This is a genomic window from Nocardia sichangensis (assembly GCF_047200615.1).
Taxonomy (GTDB): Bacteria; Actinomycetota; Actinomycetes; order Mycobacteriales; family Mycobacteriaceae; genus Nocardia; species Nocardia sichangensis.
This window is the reverse complement of sequence record NZ_JBJZOK010000001.1, coordinates 214106-239509: the sequence shown is the minus strand read 5'-3', so window position 1 is coordinate 239509 and position 25404 is coordinate 214106. Positions and strand designations below refer to the sequence as shown.

Here is a 25404-nt window from a genome sequence, read left to right as displayed (position 1 = left end):
CGCGTACTACCCGGCGGGCTGCTCGGCGCCGGTAAGGAACGAACCCGCGACGGGGGCGAGAAGCCCGATGTTCGGATTGTGGCTGAGCCGGGGAATCTCCCGGAAAACGGCATCGGGAAGTGCGGCGGCGATGGCGCGGGCTCCCTTCCGCAGTAGCGCGTCGGATTTGCCGCCGGCGATGACCAGGGTGGGAACACCGACTCCGGACCAGTCCGCGGGCCGCAGCGGCTCGCCGCGCATGAAGTCGCGCATCACAGCCCAGTCGTGCGCGGTGGAGGGAGCGGTGGCGCACAAGTCTTTCCAGAAGGGGGTGAATCGCATGACGGCGGCCATCACACGCGGGAGTCCCATGGCTTTGGTCATGTAGAACCGAACGGTGTCCCCGCGAGAATCCGCGGCGATCAGTTCGTGCAGGCGCGCCTCCAGATCGGCCTCTGGTACGAACCCTTCCCGGTCGACCACGAATGGCGGCTCGAACGCGACGACTTTCGTGATGCCCTTCACTCGGCCGGACTCGGCGGCCCGTAGCGCGAGCGCGGCGCCCGAGGACCACCCGAACAACGCCGCCGTACCGCCCGCGGCCTCGATCAAAGCGGCGATGTCATCGATCTCGCGGTCGACGTCGTAGACACCGGGCGAATCCGTGCTGTCGCCGCGGCCGCGTCGGTCGTAATTGATCACCGTCAATCGGTGCTGCTCGGCGAGTGCCGCGGCCAACTCGACCATCTTGGGGAATTTCCGGAAACCGAAGGCGCCGCCGATCAAGATCACGACTCCGTTGTCGCCGCCGACTTGCCGATCGAACGCGATCACGGTGCCATCGGTCGATGTCACAGTCTCCATGGCCAGCTCACTTTCGTTCCGGATCGGCGGGTGTCGCCGATGTCTCGCTCGTAGGACGATGCGAACTGAGCGAATTCATCGGTCCGTTGGCGTATCCATGACTCCGAGACCAGGACCTGGGCGCCGCACCGGTCGGGCGTGGTCGCTCAGAACAAGGTGGGCTCGCCGAATCCCGGTGTGCGCTCGATGGTCAGAAGACGCTGCTTGGTGTCGATGCCGCCGGGGGCGGAGAAGCCGTGCAGGGCGTGGTCGGCGGCGAGTACACGGTGGCACGGGATGATCAACGGGATCGGGTTGCGGCCCAGGGCCTGGCCGACCGCCTGGGCGCCGCCTGGCGCGCCCACGCGATGGGCGACCTGGCCGTAGCTGAGGGTGTGGCCTGGGTCGATGGCGCGTGTGACGGTGTAGACGGCGCGGTGGAACTCCGGAATTCCACTGGTGTCCAAGGCGATCCAACGCAGGTCGTCGAGTTCCCCCGAGAGGTGCGCGCGGATGCCCGCGATCGCCTCGGCGATGGCTTCGGTGGGTGGCTGCTCGTGAAGCTTCTCGCCCGCGCGAGCGCGTGTGATGCGCGCTCGGGTGGCGGCGGGGCTCGCCTCCGGAAGTTGGAATCGGATCACCCCTGCGCTGCTCCAGGCGATCGCGCAGCAGCCGATCGCGGTATCGAACAGCGTCGCCGCGACCGCGTACGGTGTGGGACGGCCGGAGGCCACGGGCTCGGTGGCTTCGTTCGCCGGAGGATCGGCGGCGAGGCGAGTGGCGTCACTCATGAGCCAAGTCTGCATCGCGGGCCCGACAAGTTCGCAATTAGCAGTCCAGTTTAGTGGAACTGGCATTGGTTCGGTGCGTCGCCGCGGCCGTAGATCGCCGCGAGATCGGAGTATCGCCGCTGGTGGTCGTAGTACGAGAGGAGTTGGTCGGACATCGGCGTACCGGGGTGGAAGCGTTCGAGGCGAAAGGTGCGCGTGTCGCGTTCCGGCGCGAATCGGTAGATCAGGCAGCCGAGCAAGGCGGTCAGGAGCAGGGTGGCGAGCATCATGTCCGTCAGGGTGCGCGCCACTGGCCTTGCCAATAAATATCCAATCGGCCGATACTGGACCGTATGGCGACAAGAGTGATCGGCGCGGGCAGCCTGGCTCGCGATCTGGGCCATTGGCGGCACGCGCACGACGGCGATCCGGATTCGGCCGGGCGGCGCTCCACCCGCCCGGCCTACTTGGCGCTCGCCGAAGGAATCCGGCTGCTGATCCACGACGGGCGCGCGCCGCTGGGCGTCGCCTTGCCCAGCGAACGGGATCTCGCCGGCACCCTCGGGGTCAGTCGCACCACCATCACCTCCACCTACGCGCTGTTGCGCGAGCACGGCTACCTGATCAGCCGCCAGGGCTCGCGCAGCACGGTGGCCCTGCCCCGCGACGTGCAGCACGACGGCGTCAAGCCGGCGCGGAGCATCCTGGCCATGATGGGCTCGCCCGAACTGCCCACCGTCGACATGACCTATGCCGCCATGGCCGCCCCGCTGGAGATGCAGGACGCGTATTCGGCTGCCCTGGAGGGCATTCCCGCCTACCTCGGCACGCACGGCATGGACCCGGTCGGTGTGCTGGCACTCCGTGAGGCGATCGCCCGCCGCTACACCGCGCGCGGGCTGCCGACCGAGCCCGATCAGATCCTGGTCACCCTCGGCGCTCAGCACGGCCTGCGCCTGCTGCTGAACGTGCTCACCGCGCCCGCGGCCCGCGTGCTCATCGACCACCCGACCTACCCGAACGCCATCGAGGCGATCCGCGACGTCGGCGCCAGGCCGGTGCCGGTGCCGCTGCGCCCGGAGGACCCGGCGGGCGGCTGGGATCTCGACGGCGTCCGCAGTGCCGCGCGGCAGACCGCGGCCAGCCTGGCCTATCTGGTGCCGGACTACAACAACCCGACCGGCCTGCTGCTCGACGCCGACGGCCGCGCCGAACTGACCGCCATCGCCAGGGACACCAGGATGACCATCGTGATCGACGAGTCCATGGCGGATCTCGGGCTCGGTGCGGACAACCCGCCGCCGCCGGTCGCCGCTTTCGCCAGAGGATCCGAGATCGTGACCATCGGGTCGGCCTCGAAATCGTTCTGGGGCGGTCTGCGCGTCGGCTGGATCCGGACCAACCAGGCGCTGATCACCAAGCTGCTCGGCATCCGCTCCACGGTCGACCTCGGCACCCCCGTCATGGACCAGTTGGCCACCGTGCACCTGCTCGAGCACGCGGAGGTGATCCTCGACCGTCGCCGGGACCAGTTGCGTTCGCAGCGTGCCGCGCTGCTCGACGCGCTCGCCGAGGAACTGCCGGACTGGCGCGTCACCGTCGGCGCGGGCGGCATGTCGGTGTGGGCACAGCTGCCGACCTCGGTTTCCACGGCGCTGGCGGCCACGGCTCCCAACCATGGCGTATTACTCGCCGCCGGGCCACGATTCGGCGTGCAAGGCGCGTTCGAACGGTTCCTGCGGCTGCCGTTCACCCACCAGGAACCCGAATTGCGTTTGGCGGTCAAGGCCATCGCGTCCGCCTATATGGCGCTCACGCCACGCGCCGCCGACCCGTTGACGCCGTTGACCTGCTACTGAAGCGATTTCGTCGCTGGGGAGAGCCTCCGCAGGCGGTATGTCCCCTCCGAGCACCGCCGAGCACGATCGGCCGGCCACCCCTCGGGGCTGGCCCTCGTCGTGCTCGGGCGGTGTGCAGAAGCTCGCACGGCGCGGAGGCCTCCAGCTCGAGCAGCGGTCAAGGAGCGGACCGGACGAGGTTCGCGATTCTCGAAAGCCACCTGCTCGCGGACAGTATGGCAGGCCCGGTGCCGAACTGTCGAACCGGTTGGTATGTTAAAAGTTTCAATTATCAGCCGCGAAGCGGAGTGGCGCCATGCCACCCCGCTCGACGCTCAGTCGGCCCAGACCGTCTCGATCGGGGTGGCGGTGGTGGGCGGCGGGGTCGGAATCCCGTTCGGAGTGCGGGAGAATCGCGGCGCGGGGGCGTGCTGGGTGATGTCGTCGAGCTCCAGCAGCGAGCCGCGGGCCGCGATGTGCTCGTTTCGCGTCGCCTCGTCGAATGTCAGCACGGGAGAGACACACGCGTCGGTGCCGACGAAGATCTCGGCCCATTCGTCCCGGGTCTTGGTCCGGAAACGCTCGGCGAAAAGCTTTTTCAGCGTTTCCTGACCGGCGGGGTCGAGCTGGAAGGGCAGGCCGTCCGCCTCGATCTCCAGTCCGGCGAGCAACTGGGCGTAGAACTGCGGTTCGATCGCACCGACCGCCATGTACTTGCCGTCGGAGGTTTCGTAGGTGTCGTAGAACGACATTCCGGTGTCGAGCAGGTTCACGCCACGCTCATCGGACCAGGCGCCCGCGCCGCGCATGCCCCAGATCATGTGCGAAAGGGCAAGGGCGCCATCGACCATGGCCGCGTCGATCACCTGGCCCTTGCCGGACTGCTGCCGCTCGACCAGCGCGGCGAGGATGCCGAAGACCAGGAACATCGAGCCGCCGCCGAAATCGCCAACCATGTTCAGCGGCGGGACCGGGCGTTCGCCCTTGCGGCCGATGGCGTGCAGAACGCCGGTGATGGAGATGTAGTTGATGTCGTGTCCGGCGCGATCGGCCAGCGGGCCTTCCTGACCCCAGCCGGTCATCCGTCCGTAGACCAGGCGCGGGTTGCGGGCGAGCGCGTCGTCCGGGCCGATGCCGAGCCGCTCGGTGACGCCGGGGCGGAAGCCTTCGATCAGCACGTCCGCCTTCTCGACGAGGCCGAGAACCTTCTCGATGTCGGCGGGGTCCTTGAGGTTGGCCTCGACGATCGTCCGGCCGCGCAGCTGCGGACGGTCGAACCCGCCCGGCAGCTGGCCCGCACGCTGCACCCGCACCACGTCGGCGCCCAGATCGGCGAGCAGCAGCGCGGCGTGCGGACCGGGACCGATCCCGGCCAGCTCGATGACCTTGATGCCCGCGAGCGGGCCCTGCTTGGCGGTGGATGGAGTGCTCACGCCCTACCTCGGTTCGTCGTTGATCCAGCGCACCGGCGGTCCGGCGCGTCCTCCCGAACGCGGCCGGGAGGGTTGTATTGACAGTATGACAATAACGCCGGGGCCGGAGCCGGGGGCATACCCGGACGACGGATGGACGACGAGTCGCCCGTTCGGTCGCCCGGTCCTAGGCTGCACGTGTGCAAGCGCTGTCTGATCAGGGGTGGTACAACCTTCTCGCCGGTCTCGCGATTCTGGTCGGTCTGGTCGGCATCGTCGTGCCGATCCTGCCGGGCGTCATCCTGATCTTCGCGGCCATCGCCGTCTGGGCCTTTCTCACCGGGGGCGCCACGGCCTGGACGGTTTTCGCGATCAGCACGGTGCTGCTGGTGCTCTCCGGCGTCGTCAAATACACCTGGCCGGGGCGCAGGATGAAGGACGCGGGAGTGTCCAACCGCGCGGTCCTGCTCGGCGCGATACTCGGCGTCATCGGCTTCTTCGTGATTCCGGTGATCGGCCTGTTCGTGGGCTTCGTTCTCGGCGTTTATCTTTGGGAACTCCAGCGGCTGCGCGTCAACCGGCAGGCGTGGCAGGCGACCGTGCACGCGTTGAAGGGCGTCGGACTGTCCATCCTGATCGAACTCTTCGGCGCGTTGCTTGCCACCGGTGTGTGGCTCGCCGGTGTGTTCGCCGTCTGAGCGCTACCTATCGATGGCGGGGAACGGGATCGTGTCGCCCGCGCGGCTTCCCGGGAGTTCGTCGCGGCGCAGCCGGAGGGTCGGCGGTTCGGGCCGGTACAGCGGCAGCGTGGGGGCCGGCTCCTCGCGGACGACACGCTCGCGGGCCGGGAGCCGATAGAACGCGCGCGCGTTGTCCTCCAGCACCGCGTACATGTCGGTGCCCACCACGTCGCAGAGCAGATCCACGTCCGAGTCCCGGAACGGACGTCCGGCTCGGGTACCGGGCAGATCGGTGCCGAACATGAGGGCTTCCGGATTCACCGCGTGCACGCGGCGCAGCGTGTCGGCGACGTTCATCGCGACCCGGCCGAAACCGGTCGCCTTGACCTTGGCTCCGCGGTCGACCAGGTCCAGCAGGAAGGGCAGCCCTTCGGCGGACATGCCCAGATGGTCGACCGACAGCGCGGGCAGCTTGGAGATGACCGGTTGCAACGAGGCCAGCATCGTGCCGTCGATGTAGACCTCGACGTGCCAGCCGGCCAGCTCGTACGCGCGCAGCGCCTGCAACGTCATTCCGGCGATGTCGGTGGCCGCGCGCTTGAGGTTGAAACGCAGTGCGCGCACACCGATCCGGTCCAGTTCGAGGATCTCCTCGTCGGAGGCGTCGAGATCGAGCCGGGTGACGCCGACCCAGCCCTCGCCGAGTTCGGCGAGGGCGGCCTTCAGGTAGGTCTGGTCCGTGCCCTGGAACGACCCGCTGACCACGGCGCCGCCGCTGACGTCGTAGCGCGCCATGCGCTTCCGGTAATCGGCGATGGTGAACGGGTCGGGCAGGTAGCCCTCGTTCTCGGCCAGCGGAAACCGCGGGTCGAAAATGTGCAGGTGGGCATCGAACACTTGTACAGAATGCCTCAGGGTCGGATTTTCCGCTGCCACAGCAGGGGTGTCGCGATGGCGGCGGAGGGGGTCACTGCGGGGTGATCAGACCTTGTGGGGTTCGCTGGCGCGCAGCATGTCCTCGCGTTCGACGACCTTGACGCGCTCGCGGCCCTCCGGCTCACCGAGGGAGCGTTCGTGCGCGTCGAGGCGGTACCAACCGGCCCAGGTGGTGAACGGGATGCCCTTGCCTTCGAGGAACTCGATGACGGCCTCGGGGTCGGGCCGCTCGGCCGGGGTGAAGCCGGGAGCGTCGTCCAGCAGGCAGGCGATGGTCTCGTTGGCGTCGCCCTTGGTGTGGCCGATCAGGCCGACCGGGCCGCGCTTGATCCAGCCGGTGACGTATGTGGCGGGCAGGTAGCGCGCGGCGCCGTCGGCGTTCTCGTCGATGAGCACGCGGCCCGCTTCGTTCGGCACGGTGCCGGCCTGGTCGTCGAACGGCAGGTTGGTCAGGTTCTGCGACAGGTAGCCGACGGCGCGGTACACCGCCTGCACGTCCCAGTCCTTGAACACGCCGGTGCCCTTGACGTTGCCGGTGCCGTCGAGCTCGGTGCGCTCGGTGCGCAGGCCGACGACCTTGCCGTTCTCGCCGAGAATCTCGGCGGGGGATTCGAAGAAGTGCAGGAACAGCTTGTGCGGCCGGTCGCCCGCGTCGCGGATGGCCCACTGCTCGAGCGTGTTGGCGACCATGTCGACCTGCTTGGAGTGACGGCGCGCGGCTTCGGAGCCTTCGTCGTAGTCGATGTCCTCGGGGTCGACGATGACCTCGATCGTGGGCGAATGGTCGAGCTCGCGCAGTTCCAGCGGGGTGAACTTGGCCTGCGCGGGACCGCGGCGGCCGAAGACGTGCACCTCGACGGCCTTGTTGGCCACCAGGCCCTTGTAGACGTTCGGCGGAATCTCGGTCGGCAGCAGTTCGTCGCCGGTCTTGGCCAGCACGCGGGCGACGTCGAGGGCGACGTTGCCGACGCCGAGGACGGCGACCTTCTCCGCCTCCAGCGGCCAGGTGCGGGGGACGTCGGGGTGGCCGTCGTACCAGGAGACGAAGTCGGCGGCGCCGTAGGAGCCGTCGAGGTCGATGCCGGGGATCGGCAGGGCGCGGTCGGCGTTGGCGCCGGTGGAGAAGATCACCGCGTCGTAGAAGGCCCGCAGGTCGTCGAGGGTGATGTCGGTGCCGTAGTCGATGTTGCCGAGCAGGCGCACCTGCGGCTTGTCGAGGACCTTGTGCAGGGCCGTGATGATGCCCTTGATGCGGGGGTGATCGGGCGCGACGCCGTAGCGGATCAGGCCGAACGGCGCGGGCATGCGCTCGTAGAGGTCGATCGACACCTCGGCATCGGACTTCATCAAGGCGTCGGCGGCGTAGATCCCGGCCGGTCCGGCGCCCACGATCGCGATGCGGAGCGGGCGGGTCTTCGCGGTGTGCGCGTCAGGCCCGGAGGAGGAAGCCTGCGTCACCACGGAGGGCTCGCGGACACCGCCATCCTCTACTGCACTCTGTTCGGTCATCTCTTTACGCGCACCTTTATGGTCGAAACAATTAATGACGTCGGGCTTAGCTTAGGCTAAGTTGACGCACCGGCTCGGTCGCACCCGTCCGGTGCGGACGCCGGCGTCGCCGGCTCGTGGCTGCACGGTGCTCCGTTCGCCGCGGCGTAGAGCTGCCGATTCGCTATGACAGCAGGCCGCCGTCCCGCGATTCTATCGGGATGGCCGACGCCGCCCCGCGTCGGTGCGTGAACTCGACGGATGCCATCGACAGCCACGATTGCCGCTTACCCGCTCGCGCGCGGTCTATCGCCGCCGCTCGCCCCTGGTCGGCGTCGCGCCGGTGTTTGCCCGGGGTCGAGCGCTCGATACCGGCGCCGACCAGGGATCATCGAGCCATGACCGAACAGCAGCCGACCGCGGGCGAGGACGAGATCATCCGGGTCGATCAGACCGATAAACGCTCGGTGGTCCCGTTCGTCGCCGCCGCGGTGGTCGCGGCGATCGTGCTGATCGCGATCGTGCTCGGCGGTGTGCTGTCACCCGCTGAGAAAAATGTCACAGACGCCGACCGCATCACGGCGGCCGTCCGAAACTTCGTCGACGGTGCCAACCGCAGCGACGCCGTGCCGCCGCCCGGCACCGCGTGCCAGGGCTTCGACGCCGCCCACTCACCGCTGGCGGGCCAGGACGGCGCCGGAAAGCCCGTCGAGATCACGAAAATCGACCCGCCCATGGTGGACGGCGACCGGGGCAAGGCGACCGTCACCACGAAGGTGGACGGGCAGGAGAAGACGACGACCTGGATTCTCGCCAGATCCGGCGACAAGTGGCTGGTATGCACCTGAGCGTTCGCGCAGGGTGCGTCACCGTTTGACACGGTGACCCGGGTCGGTGCAATCTCAGTCGAAGGTCATGAGAACCAGTGTCAAGCCCCGGCATTGCTGGTCGGCAACCCTCCTCCGCGGTGGGGTGCTCCGGGTGACGACCTGGCGGCGCCCTGGTCCCGGGCGCGGCAAGTGCGGATTCGCAGGAGGTGCACATGAGTTATGCCGGTGACATCACCCCTCAGCAGGCTTGGGAGTTGCTGCGGGACAATCCGGAAGCCGTCCTGGTGGACGTGCGGACGGAAGCGGAATGGAGATTCGTCGGAGTCCCCGACACGAGCCCGATCGAACGGCCGACCGTGCTGATCGAGTGGGTCGATTCCACGGGAGCGCGCAACGAGACGTTCGTCGAGCAGCTGAAGCAAGCGCTCGACGGCCATGATCCCGATGCTCCTGTCGTCTTCCTCTGTCGCTCCGGTCAGCGTTCGGTGGGTGCGGCGATCGCCGCCACCTCGGCGGGCTACCGCACCTCCTACAACGTGCTGGAGGGCTTCGAAGGCCCGCTCGACGAATTCGGGCATCGCGGCGGCTCCGGCTGGCGTGCCCTCGGACTGCCCTGGCGGCAGTCGTGATCACCGGCGGCGCGTTCGACAAGCCGCTGCCCGAGAGCGTCGGCCCCGCGACGCTCGGCGTGCGCGGCGGGCTGCGGCGCTCCGGTTTCGAGGAGACCGCCGAGGCGCTCTACCTCACCTCCGGCTTCGTCTACGAGAGCGCGGAGGCCGCCGAGGCCGCGTTCACCGGCGAGGTCGAACATTTCGTCTACTCCCGCTACGGCAACCCGACGGTGGCCATGTTCGAGGAGCGGATGCGCCTGCTCGACGGCGCCGAGGCGTGCTTCGCGACCGCGAGCGGCATGGCCGCGGTGTTCACCGCGCTGGGCGCGCTGCTGGGCGCCGGCGACCGGCTCGTCGCCGCGCGCAGCCTGTTCGGCTCGTGCTTCGTGGTGTGCAACGAGATACTGCCGCGCTGGGGCGTGGAGACCGTCTTCGTCGACGGCGAGGATCTCGACCAGTGGGAACAGGCGCTGTCCGTGCCCACTCAGGCGGTCTTCTTCGAGACGCCCGCCAATCCGATGCAGACGTTGGTCGACGTGCGGCGGGTGAGCGAGCTGGCGCACGCGGCGGGCGCGAAGGTCGTGCTGGACAACGTGTTCGCCACTCCGCTGCTGCAACGCGGCTTCGAACTCGGCGCCGACGTGGTGGTCTATTCGGGCACCAAGCACATCGACGGCCAAGGCCGCGTGCTGGGCGGCGCGATCCTCGGCGCCCAGGACTACATCGACGGCCCGGTGAAGACGTTGATGCGCCATACCGGCCCGGCCCTGAGCCCGTTCAACGCGTGGACGCTGCTAAAAGGCTTGGAGACGATGCCGCTGCGGGTGCGCCATTCGACGGAGTCCGCGCTGCGGATCGCCCGCTTCCTGGAGAGCAACCCGGCCGTCAGCTGGGTGCGATACCCGTTCCTGGATTCGCATCCGCAGTACGCGCTGGCCACGGGCCAGATGAGCGGCGGCGGCACCGTGGTCACCTTCGAGCTGAACGCACCCGAGAACGAGGCGAAGAAGCGCGCGTTCGAAGTCCTGAACCGGTTGCGCATCGTCGACATCTCCAACAACCTCGGTGACGCCAAGTCCCTGATCACCCACCCCGCGACCACGACACACCGCGCCATGGGTCCCGAAGGCCGGGCCACCATCGGTTTGTCCGACGGCGTCGTCCGCATCTCGGTGGGCCTGGAGGACGTGGAAGACCTGCTCCAGGATCTCGACCAAGCCCTCGCCTGAGCAGGGATCGGTCACATCGGCATGGTGACGCCGGGTGAAGACGGTGCACCGTGCAGGATCAAGTGGCTCGGAACGTCGTCTTTCTTGTCGTTCTTCTTGCCGTTCTTGTTCTTGCCCGGCAGGTCGAAGGCCAGCCGGATCGTGTCGGCGCGGCCGGGCGCGATGCGTGCGAAGTCGTCGCCGGGCGGGTTGAGTCCGGCGGTGGCCGCCGCGTCGGGTGCGACGGAGCGGCCCGCGGTGGTGACCAGCCGTTGACCGGTGACGTCGAGGACTTGGTCGCGGTCGGACACGTTGGTGACCGTCAGCGTGACGATGGTTCGGGAACCGCCGCCGGAGCCCACATCGGTCACGGTGAAAGCGAAGTTTCCGTCGCGCACGGCAGTACCCGGATTCGCGGGTTGTCCGCCGGTCGGGGGCAGCGGAGTATCGGTCGGCGTAGCGGTTTCGCGGGTCGTCGGACCCGCGACGGGCGCGGACCCGATGCCGCCTACCAGCAGCCACAACGCCGCCGCGGCGACGAGCGCCGCCCCTGCGGCGACGGGTATCCATCGGCGCTTTCGCCGACGATGGAGCTGGCCGGTCGGAGCGGGTGAACGTACCTCGGGCGTCGGCTGCGCCGCAGTGGCGGCGGTCATGACGCGAGTTCGCGGGCGGGCGGCCGGTGCCGGGAGAGGCGGGGCCGGTCGCGCGACCGTGGACCGGGCCAGAGCGGCCGACGCCGCCGCGGCGAATTCCCCCGCGCTGCCATAGCGTGCGTCCGGCTCTTTGGCCATTCCCCGGGCGATGACGTCGTCGAGTGCGGCCGGGACGCCGTGGGCCGCCCGCGAGGCGCGCGGCGGCTCGGCCATCAGATGCGCCCGCATCTGTTGTGCCGGATCGCCCGCGCCGTAGGGCGGTTGTCCGGTGAGGGTCTCGTAGAGCACGCAGGCCAGCGAATAGACATCCGACCTGGCATCGACCGTGCCGGTGAATCGCTCCGGCGCCATGTACCCCAGCGTGCCGACCACCAGCCCGGTGGCGGTGAGCGCGGTGCCGTCGGCGGCGCGGGCGATACCGAAATCGATCAGATATACGAAACCGCTGGTGTGCAGAAGGATGTTGCCCGGCTTCACATCGCGGTGCACGAGTCCGGCCGCGTGCGCGGCGTCCAGCGCCTCGGCGGCCTGGGCGATGACGTCGACGGCCCGATCCGGCGGCAGCGCGCCCGATCGAAGCCGGGTGCCCAAGTCGACGCCATCGATGTAGGCCATCTCCAAGAACAGATGGCCGTCGACCTCGCCGAACGCGTGGATGGGCACGATGTGCGGGTCGCGCGCCCGAGCGCCCAGCCGCGCCTCCCGCTCGAAGCGCTGCCGATAGAGCGAATCCGCGGTATACGCCGCGGACAGCACCTTGAGCGCCACGGCGCGGCCCTCAGGGTCGTGTGCCAACCACACCTCACCCATGCCGCCACGACCCAGCAAGCGTTCGAGCGAGTAGTTCCCGAACGTGCCACCGGCGCTCTGCACGGACATGCCTCGACCGTATCGCCGGGTTTCGTCGCCATCGCGGGCGGGAGGGCGTCCGCTTTCGTGCTGTCGACGCCGCACGTTACGCGGAGAAGGCTTCGTCAGGCATCGGCGGTGCGCTCGATGTCGGTGAGATGGGCGATGTTGGCCCGGTCGTCCGGGGACGAGCTCGGTTCGGTGGTGAACCAGGAGTCGAGGATCTCCCGTAGCTCGGCGCTGGAGGTCGAACGCAGGCTCAGGGCAAGGACGTTGGCGTCGTTCCAGGTGCGGGCGCCCGCCGCGGTCGAGGCGTCCGCGCAGAGTGCGGCGCGGACACCTGCGACCTTGTTGGCCGCGATCGAGGCGCCCGTGCCGGTCCAGCAGCAGACGACGGCTTGGTCGGCGTGGCCGGAGGCGACATCGCGGGCGGCCGCTTCGCTGGCCCAGGCCCAGTCGTCGCGTTCCTCGTCGGACAGCGCGCCGTGCAACACGAGTTGGTGGCCGCGCTTGCCCAGTTCGTCGACCAGTTCCGCGGCCACTCCGACCCGCTCGTCCGCCGCCACCGAAATTCGCATGCGTTCAGCGTAGTTGCCGGTTCGCGGGCAGTGCGGACGATCGTTCGCATTGACAGTATGCTGTCAAATATGACAGCATACTGTCATGATGAAGACCGTGCACATGGCCGTTTACGACACACTCGCCGACTGGGAGGTGGGCGCGGCGACCGCGCACATCAACAAGCCGAGCTGGCACCGGGAACCGGGAACCTGGCAAGTGAAGACGGTCGGCCCGACCGTGGAGCCGATCACGACGATGGGCGGCATGCGCATCGTGCCGGATGTCGTGCTCGCCGAGCTGACCCCCGCGGACAGCGCGATGTTGATCCTGCCGGGCGCGGACACCTGGGAGGGGCCGCACTTGGATCCGTTCGCGCACAAGGCACGCGAGTTCGTGGACGCCGGTGTTCCGGTCGCCGCGATGTGCGGTGCGACATTCGGCTTGGCCAAGGCGGGTCTGCTCGACACTCGCGAGCACACCAGCAACGTCGCCGAATACCTTCGCTACAGCGGGTATTCGGGTGCGCACCACTACGTCGACGAACCGGCCGTCACCGACGGTGACGTCATCACCGCCGGGGCGAGCGCGCCGTTCGAGTTCGCGCGCGAGGTGCTCGGCAGGCTCGGCGTGTACGAGCCGCATGTGCTGGATGGCTGGTACGCGTTGTACGCGCACTCCGATCCGGCCGGATGGGCGGTGCTGGCGGAATACGACGCGCAGCACGCGTGAGCGAGAATCGTCGGTGATCCGGCCGGATCGCCGGCATCGGGAGGCGACGCATGACCCCAGAACAGGAATTGTTCGCCGCGGCGGCGATCACGTCGTTCCGTTTGAACGGTCAGTTCCTCGGCGTGGCCGAGGAACTGGCGCGACCGGCGGGCCTGACCGCCGCTTGGTGGCAAGTGCTCGGTGCGGTGCTGCGTGCGCCGCTACCCGTCGCGGGCATCGCCCGCGAGATGGGCATCACCCGCCAGAGCGTCCAGCGCATCGCGGATCTGCTCGTGGATAAAGGGCTCGCCGAATACCAGCCCAATCCCGCCCACCGGCGCGCGAAACTCGTCGCGGTCACCGACGCGGGCCGGGCGGCGGTGCACCGCATCGACCCGCAACACAAAGTGCTGGCCGAACGGCTCGTAAACGAACTCGGCCGCGATCAGCTCGCGCGCACCGTCGAGGTGCTCACCACGCTGTCCGCCGCGATCGACGCGATCACCACGGACGGCGCCTAGCCGCGCCGACCAACGACGATCGCGTTCGACCGCAGCGTACGTCGTCGTAGGCGGAAGTGCGGGTCGCGGAAAGCTTTTCGCGCGCCGAGCCTCTGGGCAGCGGCTGTTGTCGGATCGACGAGTGCCTGGTCCCCGGCGGGCTTCCGAGACCGAGGAGGCGGCAGCGGCGGCGTGGTTCGTCGCAGGTCCGGACGTGTCGCTCAGTCGGCGAACGGGGACTCGGTCTTCCCGATCAGGTCGGCGACGGAGTCCACCACCATCGTGGGGCGGTAGGGGTAGGCCTCGAAGGACGCGCGGGTGGAGATGCCCGAGGTGACCAGGATCGTGCGCATGCCCGCTTCCAGGCCGGAGATCACGTCGGTGTCCATCCGGTCGCCGATCATCACCGTCGACTGCGAATGTGCGCCGATGCGGCGCAGCGCGGAGCGCATCATCAGCGGGTTCGGCTTGCCGACGTAGTACGGGTCGCGTCCGGTGGCGCGGGTGATCAGCGCGGCCACCGAGCCGGTCGCGGGCAGCGAGCCATCGCGGGACGGGCCGGTCGGGTCGGGGTTGGTCGCGATGAAACGGGCGCCTCGCTCGACCAGCCGGATCGCGGTGGTGATGGCCTCGAAAGAGTACGTGCGGGTCTCGCCGAGGACGACGTAGTCCGGGTCGCTGTCGGTCAGCACGTAGCCGATCTCGTGCAGTGCGGTGGTGAGGCCGGATTCGCCCACCACGTAAGCGGTGCCGTTGGGGCGCTGTTCGTTCAGGAAGGTGGCGGTGGCCAGCGCGGAGGTCCAGATCGCTTCTTCCGGGATGTCGAGCCCGGTGTGCCGCAGTCGCGCCTGCAGATCGCGCGGCGTGCGGATCGAATTGTTCGTCAACACCAGGAACGGTGTCTCGTTGGCGCGCAGTTCGGCGAGGAACTTGTCGGCGCCCGGAATGAGATGGTCCTCGTGCACCAGCACGCCGTCCATATCGGTCAAGTAGGACAGGATCGGCTCGTCGTCTGCGCTCACGCGGCCATTATCCGCTATCGCCCCGCGCCGGCCACCGCAGAAACATTTCGCCCCCGCCGCGGTGTTCTCCGCTGTGAAGATCATCCGCGTCGGGCCGTCGGCGCGGAGGGCGGCAGCGTTGACTACTGTCGATGACGGATCGCGATGGCGGCGAAACGAAACGCGAGGAGCGTGCAGATGAGCGGACTCAAGCTCGGATACAAGGCATCGGCGGAGCAGTTCGGTCCCCGTGAACTCGTCGAGATCGCGGTGCTGGCCGAGCAACACGGCTTGGACAGCGCCACCGTGAGCGACCATTTCCAGCCCTGGCGGCACAAGGGCGGACACGCGCCGTTCTCGCTGGCCTGGCTGGCCGCGGTCGGTGAGCGCACCCAGCGCATTCAGCTCGGCACGTCGGTGCTCACCCCGACGTTCCGCTACAACCCAGCGGTGATCGCGCAGGCATTCGCCACCATGAGTTGCCTGTACCCCGATCGCGTGATGCTCGGTGTCGGCACCGGTGAGGCGCTCAACGAGATCGCCACCGGCTACACCGGCGAATGGCCGGAGTTCAAGGAGCGTTTCGCGCGCCTGCGCGAGGCGGTCGACCTGATGCGCGCCCTGTGGACCGGCGACCGCGTCGACTTCGACGGCGAGTACTACAAGACCGTCGGCGCCTCCATCTACGACGTGCCCAAGGGCGGTGTCCCGATCTACGTCGCCGCGGGCGGCCCGCTGGTCGCGCGGTACGCCGGACGCGCGGGCGATGGTTTCATCTGCACCTCGGGCAAGGGGATGGACCTCTACACCGAGAAGTTGATGCCCGCCGTCGCGGAGGGCGCGGCGAAGACCGGCCGCAGCGTCGACGACATCGATCGGATGATCGAGATCAAGCTCTCCTACGACACCGATCCGGAACTGGCCAGGGAGAACACCCGGTTCTGGGCTCCGCTGTCGCTCACCCCGGAGCAGAAGCACAGCATCACCGACCCGATCGAGATGGAGGCCGCCGCCGACGCGCTGCCCATCGAGCAGATCGCCAAGCGCTGGATCGTCGCCAGCGACCCCGACGAGGCTGTCGCCCAGATCAAGCCCTACATCGACGCGGGCCTCAACCACCTGGTCTTCCACGCCCCCGGCCACGACCAGCGCCGCTTCCTCGACCTCTTCCAGCGCGACCTGGCCCCCCGCCTCCGCGCTCTGGCCTGACCGTTCACGAGTGGCACACCACGGAGAGGTCTTCTCGGGCCGATGCCGCAGTGGTGTCCACTCGCGAAGTCACGCCCGGCGGAGGGCGAAGATTCGCAGGTCGCGGGTGGTGCGGGAGCGGTAGGCGGCGTAGGCGCCGGTGATGTCGACGAAGCGTTGGAAGATCGCGTCTTTGTCGGGAGTCTCGACGGGGGTGGCGGTTACCCGGATGCGTTCGCCCGCGATCGCCACCGTCGCGGTGGGGTGGGCCAGGAGGTTCGTGGTCCAGGCCGGGTGGTGCGCCTGGCCGAAGTTGCTGCCGATCACGTAGAGCGTGTCGCCGTCGTGCACGTACAGCAACGGCTGGGTGCGCGGTTGGCCGGACTTGCGTCCGATCGTCGTCAGCAGGATGACCGGCGCGCCGATCGGGCCGAGCACGGTGTACTTGGCATGGGTGCGCTCCAGGACCGCCCGGTCCAGTGGCGTGAGGGCCCGGACGAGTCGGGAGCCGGGCTTGGTGGCCGCGAATCTGCTTGCCGCGCGAGCGAATAGGTTGGTCCGCGAACCCCACTGCCGGTCCGGAAATTGCTCAGCCATGCCCGGACTATAGCGGCCCCGGGATATCGGCTTCGGCGGCTTCGCGCCAGCACCTATCGAACCTCGCCGAGCAGGCCCCGGTGGGTGACGATCGTCGCGCGGCGGGTTCCGGTTGCCGCTGGTTCACTAAGCTCTGGGACATGGCCGACAACGCTCCATCCGCCGTGTACATCGCCTCTCCCGAAGGCGACACCGGTAAGTCGACGGTGGCCCTCGGGGTACTGCAGACGCTGTGCGCGACGACCGCGCGGGTCGGGGTGTTCCGGCCGATCACACGCTCGACCACCGAACCCGACTACATCCTCGAACTGCTGCTCGAGCACAGCACGGCGGACATCGACTACGCGCAGGCGATCGGCACCACCTACGAGCAGGTGCACGCCGATCCGGACGCGGCGATCAGCGAGATCGTGCTGCGCTTCCACGAGGTCGCCAAAGCGTGCGACGCGGTGGTGGTGGTCGGCAGCGACTACACCGACGTGGCCAGCCCCAGCGAGTTGCGCTTCAACGCCAGGATCGCGGTCAATCTGGGCGCACCCGTGTTGCTGGTGGTCCGCGGCGCCGGGCGCACTCCGGACGAGGTGAAGCAGCTGGCCGAACTGTGCGCGTCGGAGCTGGCGCACGAGCACGCGCAGCTGGTCGCCATCATCGCCAATCGCTGCGACCCGCAGCGGCTGGACGAGGTGAGCGCGGCGCTCGGCGGGTTCGACGTCCCGTCCTGGACACTGCCCGAGGTCCCCTTGCTGATCGCCCCCACCATGGCCGAGCTGTGCGCCGCCATCGACGGCGAGATGTACAGCGGTGATCCGGAATTGCTGCACCGCGAGGCGCTGAAGGTCATGGTCGGCGGCATGACCGCCGAGCACATCCTGGAACGGCTGACCGAGGGCGTGGTGGTGATCGCGCCGGGCGATCGGTCCGACGTACTGCTGAGCGTCGTGAACGCGCACGAGGCCGAGGGCTTTCCGTCGCTGTCGGGCATCATCATGAACGGCGGCCTGCTGCCGCATCCCGCGGTGGCGCGGCTCATGACCGGCCTGAAACCCAAGTTGCCGATCCTCACCACCGAGCTCGGCACCTACGACACGGCGGGCGCCGCGTACCGCAGCCGCGGCCGCATGTCCGCGGGCAACCCACGCAAGGTGAACACCGCTCTGGCTCTGATGGAGGAACACGTGGACGCCGCGGAGCTGTTGCGACGCATCGACGTTCCGCACAGTCCGGTGGTCACGCCGCAGATGTTCGAATACCAGCTCATCGAGCGCGCGCGAGCCGATCGCAAACGCATCGTGCTGCCGGAGGGCGACGACGACCGTATCCTGCGCGCGGCCGGACGGGTGTTGCAGCGCAAGATCGCCGATCTGGTCATCCTCGGCGAGGAGACGGCGGTGCGCGCCCGCGCCGCCGAACTCGGGGTGGACATCTCCGCCGCGCAGGTGCTCGACCCACGCAACTCCGGCTACCTGGACGAGTTCGCCGCCGAATACGCCGAACTGCGCAAACACAAGGGCATCACGCTGGAGCGCGCCCGCGAAACCGTCGCCGACATCTCGTATTTCGGCACCATGATGGTGTACAAGGGGATCGCCGACGGCATGGTCTCCGGCGCGGCGCACACCACGGCGCACACCATCCGCCCGTCGCTGGAGATCATCAAAACGGTGGAAGGCGTCTCCACCGTCTCCAGCGTGTTCCTGATGTGCCTGGCCGACCGGGTGCTCGCGTACGGCGATTGCGCGGTCGTGCCGGATCCGACCGCGGAGCAGCTGGCCGATATCGCGATCTCGTCCGCGGCGACCGCCGACCGCTTCGGCATCGAGCCCCGGGTCGCGATGCTGTCGTACTCCACCGGCGAATCCGGTAGCGGGGCGGACGTGGACAAGGTGCGCGTCGCGACGAAGCTGGCGCGCGAGCGCGCACCGAAGTTGCCGGTGGAGGGGCCGATCCAATACGACGCCGCGATCGAACCGACCGTCGCCGACGCCAAGCTGCCCGATTCGGAAGTCGCCGGGCGCGCCACGGTGTTCGTGTTTCCCGACCTCAATACCGGCAACAACACCTACAAGGCGGTGCAGCGCAGCGCGGGCGCGATCGCGATCGGCCCGGTGCTGCAAGGTCTGCGCAAGCCGGTCAACGACCTGTCGCGCGGCGCGCTGGTGGCCGACATCGTCAACACCGTGGCGATCACCGCCATCCAGGCGCAGGACAGCTGATGGGTGCGTTCGCCGTCGCGGCGCGGGCGCGTCGCGGAACAAGCGCGTGGTGATCGTGGTTGCCGAGCGAGTGCGACGCGACCGCGGGACACGGGAGGCGTGATGAGCAAGACGGCCGAGGGCATGGTGCTGGTGATCAATTCCGGCTCCTCGTCCATCAAATACCAGCTGGTGGACCCGGATTCGGGCATGGTCGCGGCCTCGGGCGTGGTCGAGCGGATCGGCGAGGACGAAGGTGGGATCGAGCATAGCGCCGACGGCTCGACCACCGAGCGCCGCGAGCGGATCGCCGACCACGCCGCCGGGCTGCGACTGATCTTCGACACGTTCGCCGCGACGGGCCACGACTTGGTACGCGAAGGAGTGCGGGCGGTCGGGCACCGGGTGGTGCACGGCGGCGAGGTGTTCTACCGGCCCACCCTGATCGACGACGACGTGGTGGCCGCGATCAGCGAACTAGCCGCGCTGGCGCCGCTGCACAATCCGGCCAACGTCGCCGGGATCGAGAGCGCGCGGGCGCTGTTGCCGGGCGTGCCGCAGGTCGCGGTGTTCGACACGGCGTTCTTCCACGGCTTGCCCGCCGCCGCGAAGACCTACGCCATCGACGCCAAAGTGGCGGCCGCGCACGGTATTCGGAAGTACGGCTTCCACGGCACCTCGCACGAATACGTGTCCGGCTGCGCGGCCGACTTCCTCGGGCGTGACCCCGCCGAGCTGAACCAGATCGTCTTCCACCTCGGCAACGGCGCGTCGGCGTCGGCCATCCGTGGCGGTCGTCCGATCGATACCAGCATGGGCCTCACGCCGCTGGAAGGCCTGGTGATGGGCACCAGGTCCGGTGATCTCGATCCCGGCATCGTGGCGCATCTGGCGCGGTCGGCGCACCTGGACATCGATGCGATCGACACGCTGCTCAACCGGGATTCCGGGATCAAGGGCCTGTCCGGCGTGAACGACTTCCGCGAACTGCGCCGTCTCATCGACGGCGGGGACGAGGCCGCGCGGTTGGCCTACGACGTGTACATCCATCGGCTGCGGCGCTACCTCGGCGCGTACCTGATCGACCTGGGCGGCGTCGACGCGATCACCTTCACCGGAGGAGTCGGCGAGAACAGCCCACAGGTGCGGGCCGACGCCCTGGCCGGTCTCGGCGCGTTCGGCATCGAGGTGGATCCCGCGGCCAACACCGCGGAAAACCGTGCCGCGCGGCGTATCTCCCCGCCCGGCGCACCGGTCGCGGTGCTCGTGGTGCCGACCAACGAGGAACTGGCCATCGCCCGCGCCGCGCGGCACGTGGTCGACGGCTAGATCCAGGTCTTCGCGCGAATGAGGTTGGCCAGGTCGACGAGCGCGTAGCGATGCCTGCGGTTGGGCGCTCCACGAGCCAGCGAGCGCAGGCCCGTCTCGGCGCCCGCGCGGAGTTCGCGTTCGGTGAACGGCGCGCCGAACAGTGTGGCATCGGGACGCTTCGGCGTGTTGCCCGCCTGGAGCCACGCGAGGGCCGCGCCGAGCACCAGCACCCGCATCTGCACCGCGCGACTCTCGCCCGCGGGCAGGCTCAGCATCCGAGACGCCGAGATGTGCAGGGTGGCCTCGTCGAGATCGGCTATCGGCGCGGCGGTGAGCATCAGCAGCACCGCCGTCATCCGCGCGGTGGTGAAATGCCGTGACGCGGCGGGCACGGCGTCCAGCGCCTGCACGGCCTCGGCCACCCGCTCGTCCGCCGCCAGCTGCCTGGCCAGCCCGAAGGCGGCGCTCACCACGGTGCGGTCGGTGCGCCAGACGGTCTCGTACGCCTGCTCGGCATAGCTGCGCCACTGTTCGGGGTCCGGCGAATCCCAATGCTGGAGTATGAGTTCGGCCGTTGCGGCGAGCGCCAGCTGGGGGGCGAGTTCGCCGGGGAGCACCCGGAAGACCTCGTCGAAGTCGGTGAAGGCGCGCTCGTACTCCCGGTCGAGCAATTCGGCCATGCCCCGAAACCAGCTCACCCGCCACTCCCGTTCGGGCAGCCGCGCCAGCAAGTCAAGCACCGTGGCGGATTCGCGCAGATCGAGCCGCACGCGCGCCTCGGCGAGGGTGAGTTCCAGCTCGAGCGTCTCCGGGGCGTTGCCGGGATCGGCTTCGGCTCGCTCACGTGCGTGCCGCAGCGCCTCCAGCGCGTGGGCGGGCTCGGGATGCACGGCTGCCGAGAGCAGGGGCGCGGCCGGGTCGGCCGGATCCAGCAGCGGAATCGGCAACGCCGCCACCACATCGGGGGCGTCGAGCAGGCTGCTGCGGGGGCGGCCGTCGGTGTAGGCGTCGGTTTGACTGATCAATTCCTCGGTGCCGAAACTGGACCGCGGCGGCGTGAAGACGGTGGACAACTGCGGGTGTTCGGTCTCGGTCTCCAGCGCGAGGATCTCCCGCAGCACGCCCGACATCTGGGCGGACATCGCACGGGCGGAGGGAAAGCGGCGTTGCGGGTCCGGGTCGGTGGCGCACAGCAGCAGACGATGGAAACACTGGTAGCGAGCCAGCACCGGCTGGTCGGCGGGGTCGGGCAGGCCGTCGAGGTACCGTCCGTGCTCCGAAGGCATGTTCAAGGTGAGCACGGCCAGCGTGCGCCCCACGGTGTAGACGTCGGAGGCGACGGTCGGGCCCGTACGCGCGATCTCCGGCGCCTGGAACCCTCTGGTGCCGTAAAGGTTTCCGTACGCTTCGATGGTGGCGACGGCCCCGAGATCGATCAGTTTGACCTGATCGTCGGTGACCATCACGTTGTCGGGCTTGAGGTCGTTGTAGGTCAGGCCGGTCGAGTGCAGGTAGTCCAGCGCGGGCAGGATCTCGAGCAGGTAGGCGATCGCCTCGGTGACCGGCATGCGCTTCGGGCGTTCGTAGGAGTCGAGGATGTCGCGCAGCGACCGGCCGCCGACGTACTCCATGACGATGTAGCCGACGGGTGTGCCGTCCGCGCCGGTGTGCTCGACGAAGTTGTAGATCTTGACGATGCTGGGGTGCGCCACCTCGGCGAGGAATTGGCGTTCGGCCATGGCGACCGCCTGCGCTTCGGCGTCACCGGCGTGCAGCAGGCCCTTCAGCACGACCCAGCGGTCGCTGACATTGCGATCGATCGCCAGATAGATCCAGCCGAGTCCGCCGTGCGCGATGCAGCCCTGGATCTCGTACTGTCCCGCCACCATGTCGCCCGGGTACAGCGTGGGGCGGAAGTCGAAGGGCGCCTCGCAGGTCGCGCAGGTGCCCGCCGTGGTCGCGGGCCGGGTCGCCGTCGCCCGGCCGACCGGTTTGCCGCAGCGCCAGCAGAATCGCCTGCCTTCGGAGACGACCGCGTTGGTGAGCACGGCGTCGCGGGGATCCGCGGGCGTCACCGTCGGGATCGGCACCAGCCCGGCGCCGAGCCGCCGCACCGCAGGCCGGGTGCGCGCGGTGCGCACGCTGCGTCCGGAGGTGCGCTGCGGAGCCGACGCGGGTTCGGAATCCGTGCGTCGCGTCTGATCCGATGTCGCCGCGTACGCCGCCGTGCCCTGGGTTCCGCCCGGTTCCGGTGTCTCTTGCCTTTCGGCGGGGTCGCGTAGCCACGCGGCCGTGCTCGATGCCGTTTCCGGGCGGTTCACCTGCAATCGGGTCGCGTCCGAATCCGCCTCTTCCGCCGACTGTTCCGCATCCGCGGGCGATGGTTCGCGTTCCGTGTCCGGTGGGTTGTCCCGCGTGGGCGGCCCATGTTGCTCCGCACCGGTGCGGTCCGGTGTGTCGTCGGTGGACGAGGCCGATTCCTCGGCGTCGCGCACGGCAGGGTTCCGTGGGGTCTGCGCCTCATCGGGGGGATCAATGTCCTCGACGCGGTTCAACGCGACTGGGCCGAACGAGGTCGCCGCACGACCGATCGGCGTATACGTGGTGTGCTCGATTTCTTCGGCCGCAACCGTTTCCGGCTCGCCCACACCCGCGCGCCGCCCCGTTCCCGTGGCGTGTGCCCCCAGTTGTCGCGGGTCCGCGTGGTCTCCACGCGACGGTTTCGCCGCCGCCGCGTTCTGCTGCCGCCCGGCCGCGCTGGATCCAGCCTCGAACACAGCGGCCGGGCCGGGCCCTACCGCGGCGTTCTCGTCCGGGTCGGGCTCGGGGACCTGCCGTGTGCTCATCGACCCGTCAGTCCTGATACGTAGGGGCGGGTGGAGCGGGTACGGGGCCGAGAACGGTGAGATATTTCTGGTAAAGCCCGACCCAGGTGCCGTCGTTGCGGATGCGTTCCAGTGTGCCGTTGACGAAGCGGACCAGGTCGTCGTTGCCCTTGGTGATGCCGATGCCGTACGGCTCCTCGCTGATGCTGCCGCCGACCAGCTCGGTGTACGGGTCCTGCGCGGCCAGGCCTGCGAGCACGGCGTCGTCGGTGCTCACCGCGTCGACCTGGCGCTGTTGCAGCACGACCAGACAGTCGGCCCAGCTCGGCACGGTGAGGATGGTCGCGGCGGGCTGGTCGCGGCGCATGTGCTCCAGCGACGTGGTGCCCGAGACGATGCACACCCGCCGGCCCGCCAGATCGGCCAGGCTGCGGATCCCGGAGTTCTTCACCGCGAGCACCCGCTGGTTGGCGCGCAGATAGACGGTGGAGAACGTGACCTTCTCGCGGCGCTCGCAGTTGATCGTCATGGTCTTGGCGACCAGGTCGACGGTGCGGTTCTGCAACGCCGTCTCCCGCTCGGCGGAGCCGAGGCTGCGGAACTCGATCAGATCCGGGCTGCCGAGCAGATCGCGGGCCACTTCCCTGGCGATGTCGGCGTCGAAACCGACGATGGCGCCGGAGATCGGGTCACGGTAGCTGAACAGATTGCTGCCGGTGTCCAATCCGACGAGCAGCCTGCCGCGCGCCCGGATCGCGTCGATCGCCGCGCCGCGCGCGGCAGCGCCCGCTCCGGTCGGACGCAGGCTCGCGGTCGGGTCTCCGCACCGCGACGTGCCCGGCGACGGCGGGACCGGCGAATCGGTGAGCACCGGAACGGCCTTGGCAGGCAACGGGGGATCGGTGTACTTCGGCGTCTTGCCCGACACCGGCGCGCCGGAATCGCTCGCACAGCCGCTCGCCAGCGTCACTACGACGAGGGTGGCCACCAGAATGCCGCGCGCGGATCTCATCGGTACTCCCGAAGCCGGGGCCAGATGCCCAGTCCGACATAGCCTGCCGCCAGTATGCCGAGCACCATCGCGCCCGTGCCCAGGAAGTCCAGGGTGCGGGCCGCATGGGAGATCCTGTCGCGCAGCGTGTCCCTGGTGGCGGCGATGCCTTGCTCCAGCGAACGGTCCAGCGCCTCCACCTGCACGGTGACGTCCGCCGAGCCGGGTCCGGTCGCCACCACGGCCGCGCTGTTGAAATCGCCCTTCGCCAGCGCGTCGTTCATGCGCTGGTGCGCCACTCGCCAGCGCGCCAGGGCAGGCACGGCATTGCGCATCTCTTTCGCCGCGGGCGCGGAGCCGGGATACTTGCCGATCAGATCGGCCAGCCGTTCGATGTCCGCGTCGTAGGTGCGGTCGTAGTCGCCGGTCGCGTCGCGGCGCACCAATTTCAAGGTCTCCGCGGCGCGGGCCTGCTGCACCAGGATGCGGCTCTCGGTCAACCGGGAGGAGGGCACCGCGCCGTCGTCGCGAGCGCTGATCATCGCCGCCGCCGACACCGAGCCCGCGATCACCGTCCACGCGAGCAGGATCAGCATGGCCGCCGACGCGAGCACCAGTCCCGGGTTGAGCACCCGCCGCCAGCGTCGCGCCAGATCGCGCTGGACCCAGACCAGCACGCCGAGGGTGAGCAGCAGCAGGCCGATCGCGGACCACGGCGGGCGCACGTGGTTGCGCTGCGCGGCGGTCACCGCCGCCGAGCGATGATTGTGCAGTTCCTCGGCCATAGGTAGCAGCGTCGTCTGCATCTGGTTGGAGGCCTCGCTCAAATACGCGGCGCCGACCGGATATCCGCTGCGATTGTTCGTCCGTGCGGTTTCCACCAGACCGGAGTACACCGGCAGGCCGGTGACTATGCCGGTGCGCAGCCGCGCATCCGGATCGGCCGCCGCGTCGGATTGGGTGACCAATTCCGCCGACGCTTCGCCCAGTGCCTGCGTGTAGCGATCCCGCACCGCCTGCGGCTCCAGCCCGCCGGAGATGAAGGCGGTGCTCGCCGCTGCGTCGGCGATCGACAGCGAAGTGTAGAGCCGGAGCGCGGAATGCGCGTCCGGTTCGGTGTCGCGCAGCAACACATCCAAACCCTGCTGTCGGTCACCGACCGTCGCGGCGGTCATCGAGCCCGCGGCCAGGCACAACCCGATGAGCAGCAGCCCGAGCGCGATCAGCCGTCCCGGTGAGGAATTGGCGAACGAACGCAGATTGGTCAGGTCGAGACGTTCGCGCACCACCGCGACGCTCAGGCCGCCCGGATCGTCCCGACCGGCGGGCTCGGGCGCGGACGGCCGGAGTTCGGCCGTCGTCGGCTCGGAGCTAGCCATGTCCACCTCCCCAGTTTGGGCCGCGTACGCGGATTTCTCGACGGCTGGACC

Annotated in this window: 23 protein-coding genes and 1 riboswitch; of the genes, 10 read left to right on the top strand and 13 right to left on the bottom strand. The window is 69.1% G+C overall.

All coding sequences use genetic code 11. The features are described 5' to 3' along the window. Window positions 1-6: 6 nt before the first annotated feature. The 3 genes from ACL03I_RS01245 to ACL03I_RS01235 form a co-directional block, all read right to left on the bottom strand. Entirely contained in the window at window positions 7-843 is an 837-nt protein-coding gene (locus ACL03I_RS01245) for an alpha/beta fold hydrolase (RefSeq protein WP_412804923.1), read from the bottom strand. 146 nt (window positions 844-989) lie between these two features. Beyond that, a complete protein-coding gene (locus ACL03I_RS01240; protein WP_355071548.1) occupies window positions 990-1613 on the bottom strand; it encodes a methylated-DNA--[protein]-cysteine S-methyltransferase in 624 nt (207 codons plus the stop codon). 50 nt (window positions 1614-1663) lie between these two features. Then, on the bottom strand, window positions 1664-1882 hold the full coding sequence (locus tag ACL03I_RS01235) for a hypothetical protein (protein ID WP_412804922.1): 219 nt from the start codon (window positions 1880-1882) through the stop codon (window positions 1664-1666). 63 nt (window positions 1883-1945) lie between these two features. On the opposite strand from ACL03I_RS01235, the gene yczR reads away from it, so the two are divergent. Next, the gene (yczR, locus tag ACL03I_RS01230) at window positions 1946-3451 is read left to right on the top strand and encodes a MocR-like transcription factor YczR (protein ID WP_355071551.1); all 1506 of its coding nucleotides are present in this window, start codon (window positions 1946-1948) and stop codon (window positions 3449-3451) included. Window positions 3452-3765: 314 nt separating this feature from the next. Here yczR and ACL03I_RS01225 read toward each other — a convergent pair whose 3' ends face one another. Then, window positions 3766-4863, bottom strand: coding sequence for a CaiB/BaiF CoA transferase family protein (locus tag ACL03I_RS01225; RefSeq protein ID WP_355071553.1), 1098 nt, complete (start codon window positions 4861-4863; stop codon window positions 3766-3768). Between the two features lie 179 nt (window positions 4864-5042). On the opposite strand from ACL03I_RS01225, the gene ACL03I_RS01220 reads away from it, so the two are divergent. Then, window positions 5043-5540 (top strand): DUF456 domain-containing protein, encoded by a 498-nt coding sequence (locus tag ACL03I_RS01220; RefSeq protein ID WP_355071554.1) that lies wholly within the window; start codon window positions 5043-5045, stop codon window positions 5538-5540. A 3-nt stretch (window positions 5541-5543) separates the two neighbouring features. On the opposite strand, the gene ACL03I_RS01215 is transcribed toward ACL03I_RS01220, so the two are convergent. Beyond that, the gene (locus tag ACL03I_RS01215) at window positions 5544-6419 is read right to left on the bottom strand and encodes an amidohydrolase family protein (RefSeq protein ID WP_355071555.1); all 876 of its coding nucleotides are present in this window, start codon (window positions 6417-6419) and stop codon (window positions 5544-5546) included. Between the two features lie 84 nt (window positions 6420-6503). Then, window positions 6504-7967 carry an FAD-dependent oxidoreductase gene (locus ACL03I_RS01210; protein WP_364424645.1) on the bottom strand — a complete coding sequence of 488 codons (1464 nt, stop codon included), beginning with the start codon at window positions 7965-7967 and terminating at the stop codon, window positions 6504-6506. 377 nt (window positions 7968-8344) lie between these two features. Between ACL03I_RS01210 and ACL03I_RS01205 the strand changes: the two genes are divergently transcribed. The 3 genes from ACL03I_RS01205 to ACL03I_RS01195 all read left to right on the top strand — a co-directional run bounded on the left by ACL03I_RS01205 (window position 8345) and on the right by ACL03I_RS01195 (window position 10616). Beyond that, a complete protein-coding gene (locus ACL03I_RS01205; protein ID WP_355071558.1) occupies window positions 8345-8794 on the top strand; it encodes an Rv0361 family membrane protein in 450 nt (149 codons plus the stop codon). Window positions 8795-8857: 63 nt separating this feature from the next. Beyond that, window positions 8858-8974: riboswitch (SAM riboswitch) on the top strand. Window positions 8975-8988: 14 nt separating this feature from the next. Beyond that, the gene (locus ACL03I_RS01200; protein WP_412804921.1) at window positions 8989-9405 is read left to right on the top strand and encodes a rhodanese-like domain-containing protein; all 417 of its coding nucleotides are present in this window, start codon (window positions 8989-8991) and stop codon (window positions 9403-9405) included. After that, on the top strand, window positions 9402-10616 hold the full coding sequence (locus tag ACL03I_RS01195) for an O-succinylhomoserine sulfhydrylase (RefSeq protein ID WP_379249147.1): 1215 nt from the start codon (window positions 9402-9404) through the stop codon (window positions 10614-10616). Before ACL03I_RS01200 ends, ACL03I_RS01195 begins: the two co-directional genes overlap by 4 nt. Window positions 10617-10627: 11 nt before the next feature. Here the strand turns inward: ACL03I_RS01195 and ACL03I_RS01190 are convergent, their stop codons facing one another. Both ACL03I_RS01190 and ACL03I_RS01185 read right to left on the bottom strand, forming a co-directional pair. Next, window positions 10628-12130, bottom strand: a complete 1503-nt coding sequence (locus tag ACL03I_RS01190; RefSeq protein ID WP_412804920.1) for a serine/threonine-protein kinase — start codon at window positions 12128-12130, stop codon at window positions 10628-10630. Between the two features lie 95 nt (window positions 12131-12225). Continuing rightward, complete coding sequence (locus ACL03I_RS01185) at window positions 12226-12678, bottom strand: RpiB/LacA/LacB family sugar-phosphate isomerase (protein WP_355071565.1); 453 nt, start codon at window positions 12676-12678, stop codon at window positions 12226-12228. 88 nt (window positions 12679-12766) lie between these two features. Between ACL03I_RS01185 and ACL03I_RS01180 the strand changes: the two genes are divergently transcribed. Both ACL03I_RS01180 and ACL03I_RS01175 read left to right on the top strand, forming a co-directional pair. Further along, window positions 12767-13390, top strand: coding sequence for a type 1 glutamine amidotransferase family protein (locus ACL03I_RS01180; protein ID WP_355072113.1), 624 nt, complete (start codon window positions 12767-12769; stop codon window positions 13388-13390). Between the two features lie 50 nt (window positions 13391-13440). Continuing rightward, window positions 13441-13890, top strand: a complete 450-nt coding sequence (locus tag ACL03I_RS01175; RefSeq protein WP_355071566.1) for a MarR family winged helix-turn-helix transcriptional regulator — start codon at window positions 13441-13443, stop codon at window positions 13888-13890. Between the two features lie 200 nt (window positions 13891-14090). Here the strand turns inward: ACL03I_RS01175 and ACL03I_RS01170 are convergent, their stop codons facing one another. Next, window positions 14091-14849 (bottom strand): HAD-IIA family hydrolase, encoded by a 759-nt coding sequence (locus ACL03I_RS01170; protein WP_355072115.1) that lies wholly within the window; start codon window positions 14847-14849, stop codon window positions 14091-14093. 219 nt (window positions 14850-15068) lie between these two features. On the opposite strand from ACL03I_RS01170, the gene fgd reads away from it, so the two are divergent. Then, window positions 15069-16079, top strand: a complete 1011-nt coding sequence (fgd, locus tag ACL03I_RS01165; RefSeq protein WP_355071568.1) for a glucose-6-phosphate dehydrogenase (coenzyme-F420) — start codon at window positions 15069-15071, stop codon at window positions 16077-16079. A 69-nt stretch (window positions 16080-16148) separates the two neighbouring features. On the opposite strand, the gene ACL03I_RS01160 is transcribed toward fgd, so the two are convergent. After that, a complete protein-coding gene (locus tag ACL03I_RS01160; protein WP_355071569.1) occupies window positions 16149-16655 on the bottom strand; it encodes a nitroreductase/quinone reductase family protein in 507 nt (168 codons plus the stop codon). Window positions 16656-16795: 140 nt separating this feature from the next. Here ACL03I_RS01160 and pta point away from each other — a divergent pair, with 140 nt between their 5' ends. Continuing rightward, window positions 16796-18868 carry a phosphate acetyltransferase gene (gene pta, locus ACL03I_RS01155; protein WP_355071571.1) on the top strand — a complete coding sequence of 691 codons (2073 nt, stop codon included), beginning with the start codon at window positions 16796-16798 and terminating at the stop codon, window positions 18866-18868. Between the two features lie 102 nt (window positions 18869-18970). Further along, window positions 18971-20176 carry an acetate kinase gene (locus ACL03I_RS01150; RefSeq protein ID WP_412804919.1) on the top strand — a complete coding sequence of 402 codons (1206 nt, stop codon included), beginning with the start codon at window positions 18971-18973 and terminating at the stop codon, window positions 20174-20176. Here the strand turns inward: ACL03I_RS01150 and ACL03I_RS01145 are convergent. From ACL03I_RS01145 to ACL03I_RS01135, 3 genes are read right to left on the bottom strand one after another with little or no spacing between them, the layout of a single operon-like run. Beyond that, entirely contained in the window at window positions 20173-23004 is a 2832-nt protein-coding gene (locus ACL03I_RS01145) for a tetratricopeptide repeat protein (RefSeq protein ID WP_412804918.1), read from the bottom strand. The genes ACL03I_RS01150 and ACL03I_RS01145 overlap by 4 nt on opposite strands. Window positions 23005-23011: 7 nt before the next feature. Further along, window positions 23012-23995, bottom strand: a complete 984-nt coding sequence (locus tag ACL03I_RS01140) for a glutamate ABC transporter substrate-binding protein (RefSeq protein ID WP_397279499.1) — start codon at window positions 23993-23995, stop codon at window positions 23012-23014. Then, a complete protein-coding gene (locus ACL03I_RS01135) occupies window positions 23992-25353 on the bottom strand; it encodes a hypothetical protein (protein WP_412804917.1) in 1362 nt (453 codons plus the stop codon). Before ACL03I_RS01135 ends, ACL03I_RS01140 begins: the two co-directional genes overlap by 4 nt. Window positions 25354-25404: the final 51 nt, after the last annotated feature.

What these genes read in the sequence shown, in the direction of transcription:
- ACL03I_RS01185 (WP_355071565.1), bottom strand. Translation starts at nt 12,678, where the DNA reads ATGCGAATTTCGGTGGCGGCGGACGAGCGGGTCGGAGTGGCCGCGGAA.
- ACL03I_RS01200 (WP_412804921.1), top strand. Translation starts at nt 8,989, where the DNA reads ATGAGTTATGCCGGTGACATCACCCCTCAGCAGGCTTGGGAGTTGCTG.
- ACL03I_RS01180 (WP_355072113.1), top strand. Translation starts at nt 12,767, where the DNA reads ATGAAGACCGTGCACATGGCCGTTTACGACACACTCGCCGACTGGGAG.
- fgd (WP_355071568.1), top strand. Translation starts at nt 15,069, where the DNA reads ATGAGCGGACTCAAGCTCGGATACAAGGCATCGGCGGAGCAGTTCGGT.
- ACL03I_RS01210 (WP_364424645.1), bottom strand. Translation starts at nt 7,967, where the DNA reads ATGACCGAACAGAGTGCAGTAGAGGATGGCGGTGTCCGCGAGCCCTCC.
- ACL03I_RS01140 (WP_397279499.1), bottom strand. Translation starts at nt 23,995, where the DNA reads ATGAGATCCGCGCGCGGCATTCTGGTGGCCACCCTCGTCGTAGTGACG.
- pta (WP_355071571.1), top strand. Translation starts at nt 16,796, where the DNA reads ATGGCCGACAACGCTCCATCCGCCGTGTACATCGCCTCTCCCGAAGGC.
- ACL03I_RS01145 (WP_412804918.1), bottom strand. Translation starts at nt 23,004, where the DNA reads ATGAGCACACGGCAGGTCCCCGAGCCCGACCCGGACGAGAACGCCGCG.
- ACL03I_RS01190 (WP_412804920.1), bottom strand. Translation starts at nt 12,130, where the DNA reads ATGTCCGTGCAGAGCGCCGGTGGCACGTTCGGGAACTACTCGCTCGAA.
- ACL03I_RS01245 (WP_412804923.1), bottom strand. Translation starts at nt 843, where the DNA reads ATGGAGACTGTGACATCGACCGATGGCACCGTGATCGCGTTCGATCGG.
- ACL03I_RS01235 (WP_412804922.1), bottom strand. Translation starts at nt 1,882, where the DNA reads ATGATGCTCGCCACCCTGCTCCTGACCGCCTTGCTCGGCTGCCTGATC.
- ACL03I_RS01205 (WP_355071558.1), top strand. Translation starts at nt 8,345, where the DNA reads ATGACCGAACAGCAGCCGACCGCGGGCGAGGACGAGATCATCCGGGTC.
- ACL03I_RS01240 (WP_355071548.1), bottom strand. Translation starts at nt 1,613, where the DNA reads ATGAGTGACGCCACTCGCCTCGCCGCCGATCCTCCGGCGAACGAAGCC.
- ACL03I_RS01135 (WP_412804917.1), bottom strand. Translation starts at nt 25,353, where the DNA reads ATGGCTAGCTCCGAGCCGACGACGGCCGAACTCCGGCCGTCCGCGCCC.
- ACL03I_RS01150 (WP_412804919.1), top strand. Translation starts at nt 18,971, where the DNA reads ATGAGCAAGACGGCCGAGGGCATGGTGCTGGTGATCAATTCCGGCTCC.
- ACL03I_RS01175 (WP_355071566.1), top strand. Translation starts at nt 13,441, where the DNA reads ATGACCCCAGAACAGGAATTGTTCGCCGCGGCGGCGATCACGTCGTTC.
- ACL03I_RS01160 (WP_355071569.1), bottom strand. Translation starts at nt 16,655, where the DNA reads ATGGCTGAGCAATTTCCGGACCGGCAGTGGGGTTCGCGGACCAACCTA.
- yczR (WP_355071551.1), top strand. Translation starts at nt 1,946, where the DNA reads ATGGCGACAAGAGTGATCGGCGCGGGCAGCCTGGCTCGCGATCTGGGC.
- ACL03I_RS01170 (WP_355072115.1), bottom strand. Translation starts at nt 14,849, where the DNA reads ATGGACGGCGTGCTGGTGCACGAGGACCATCTCATTCCGGGCGCCGAC.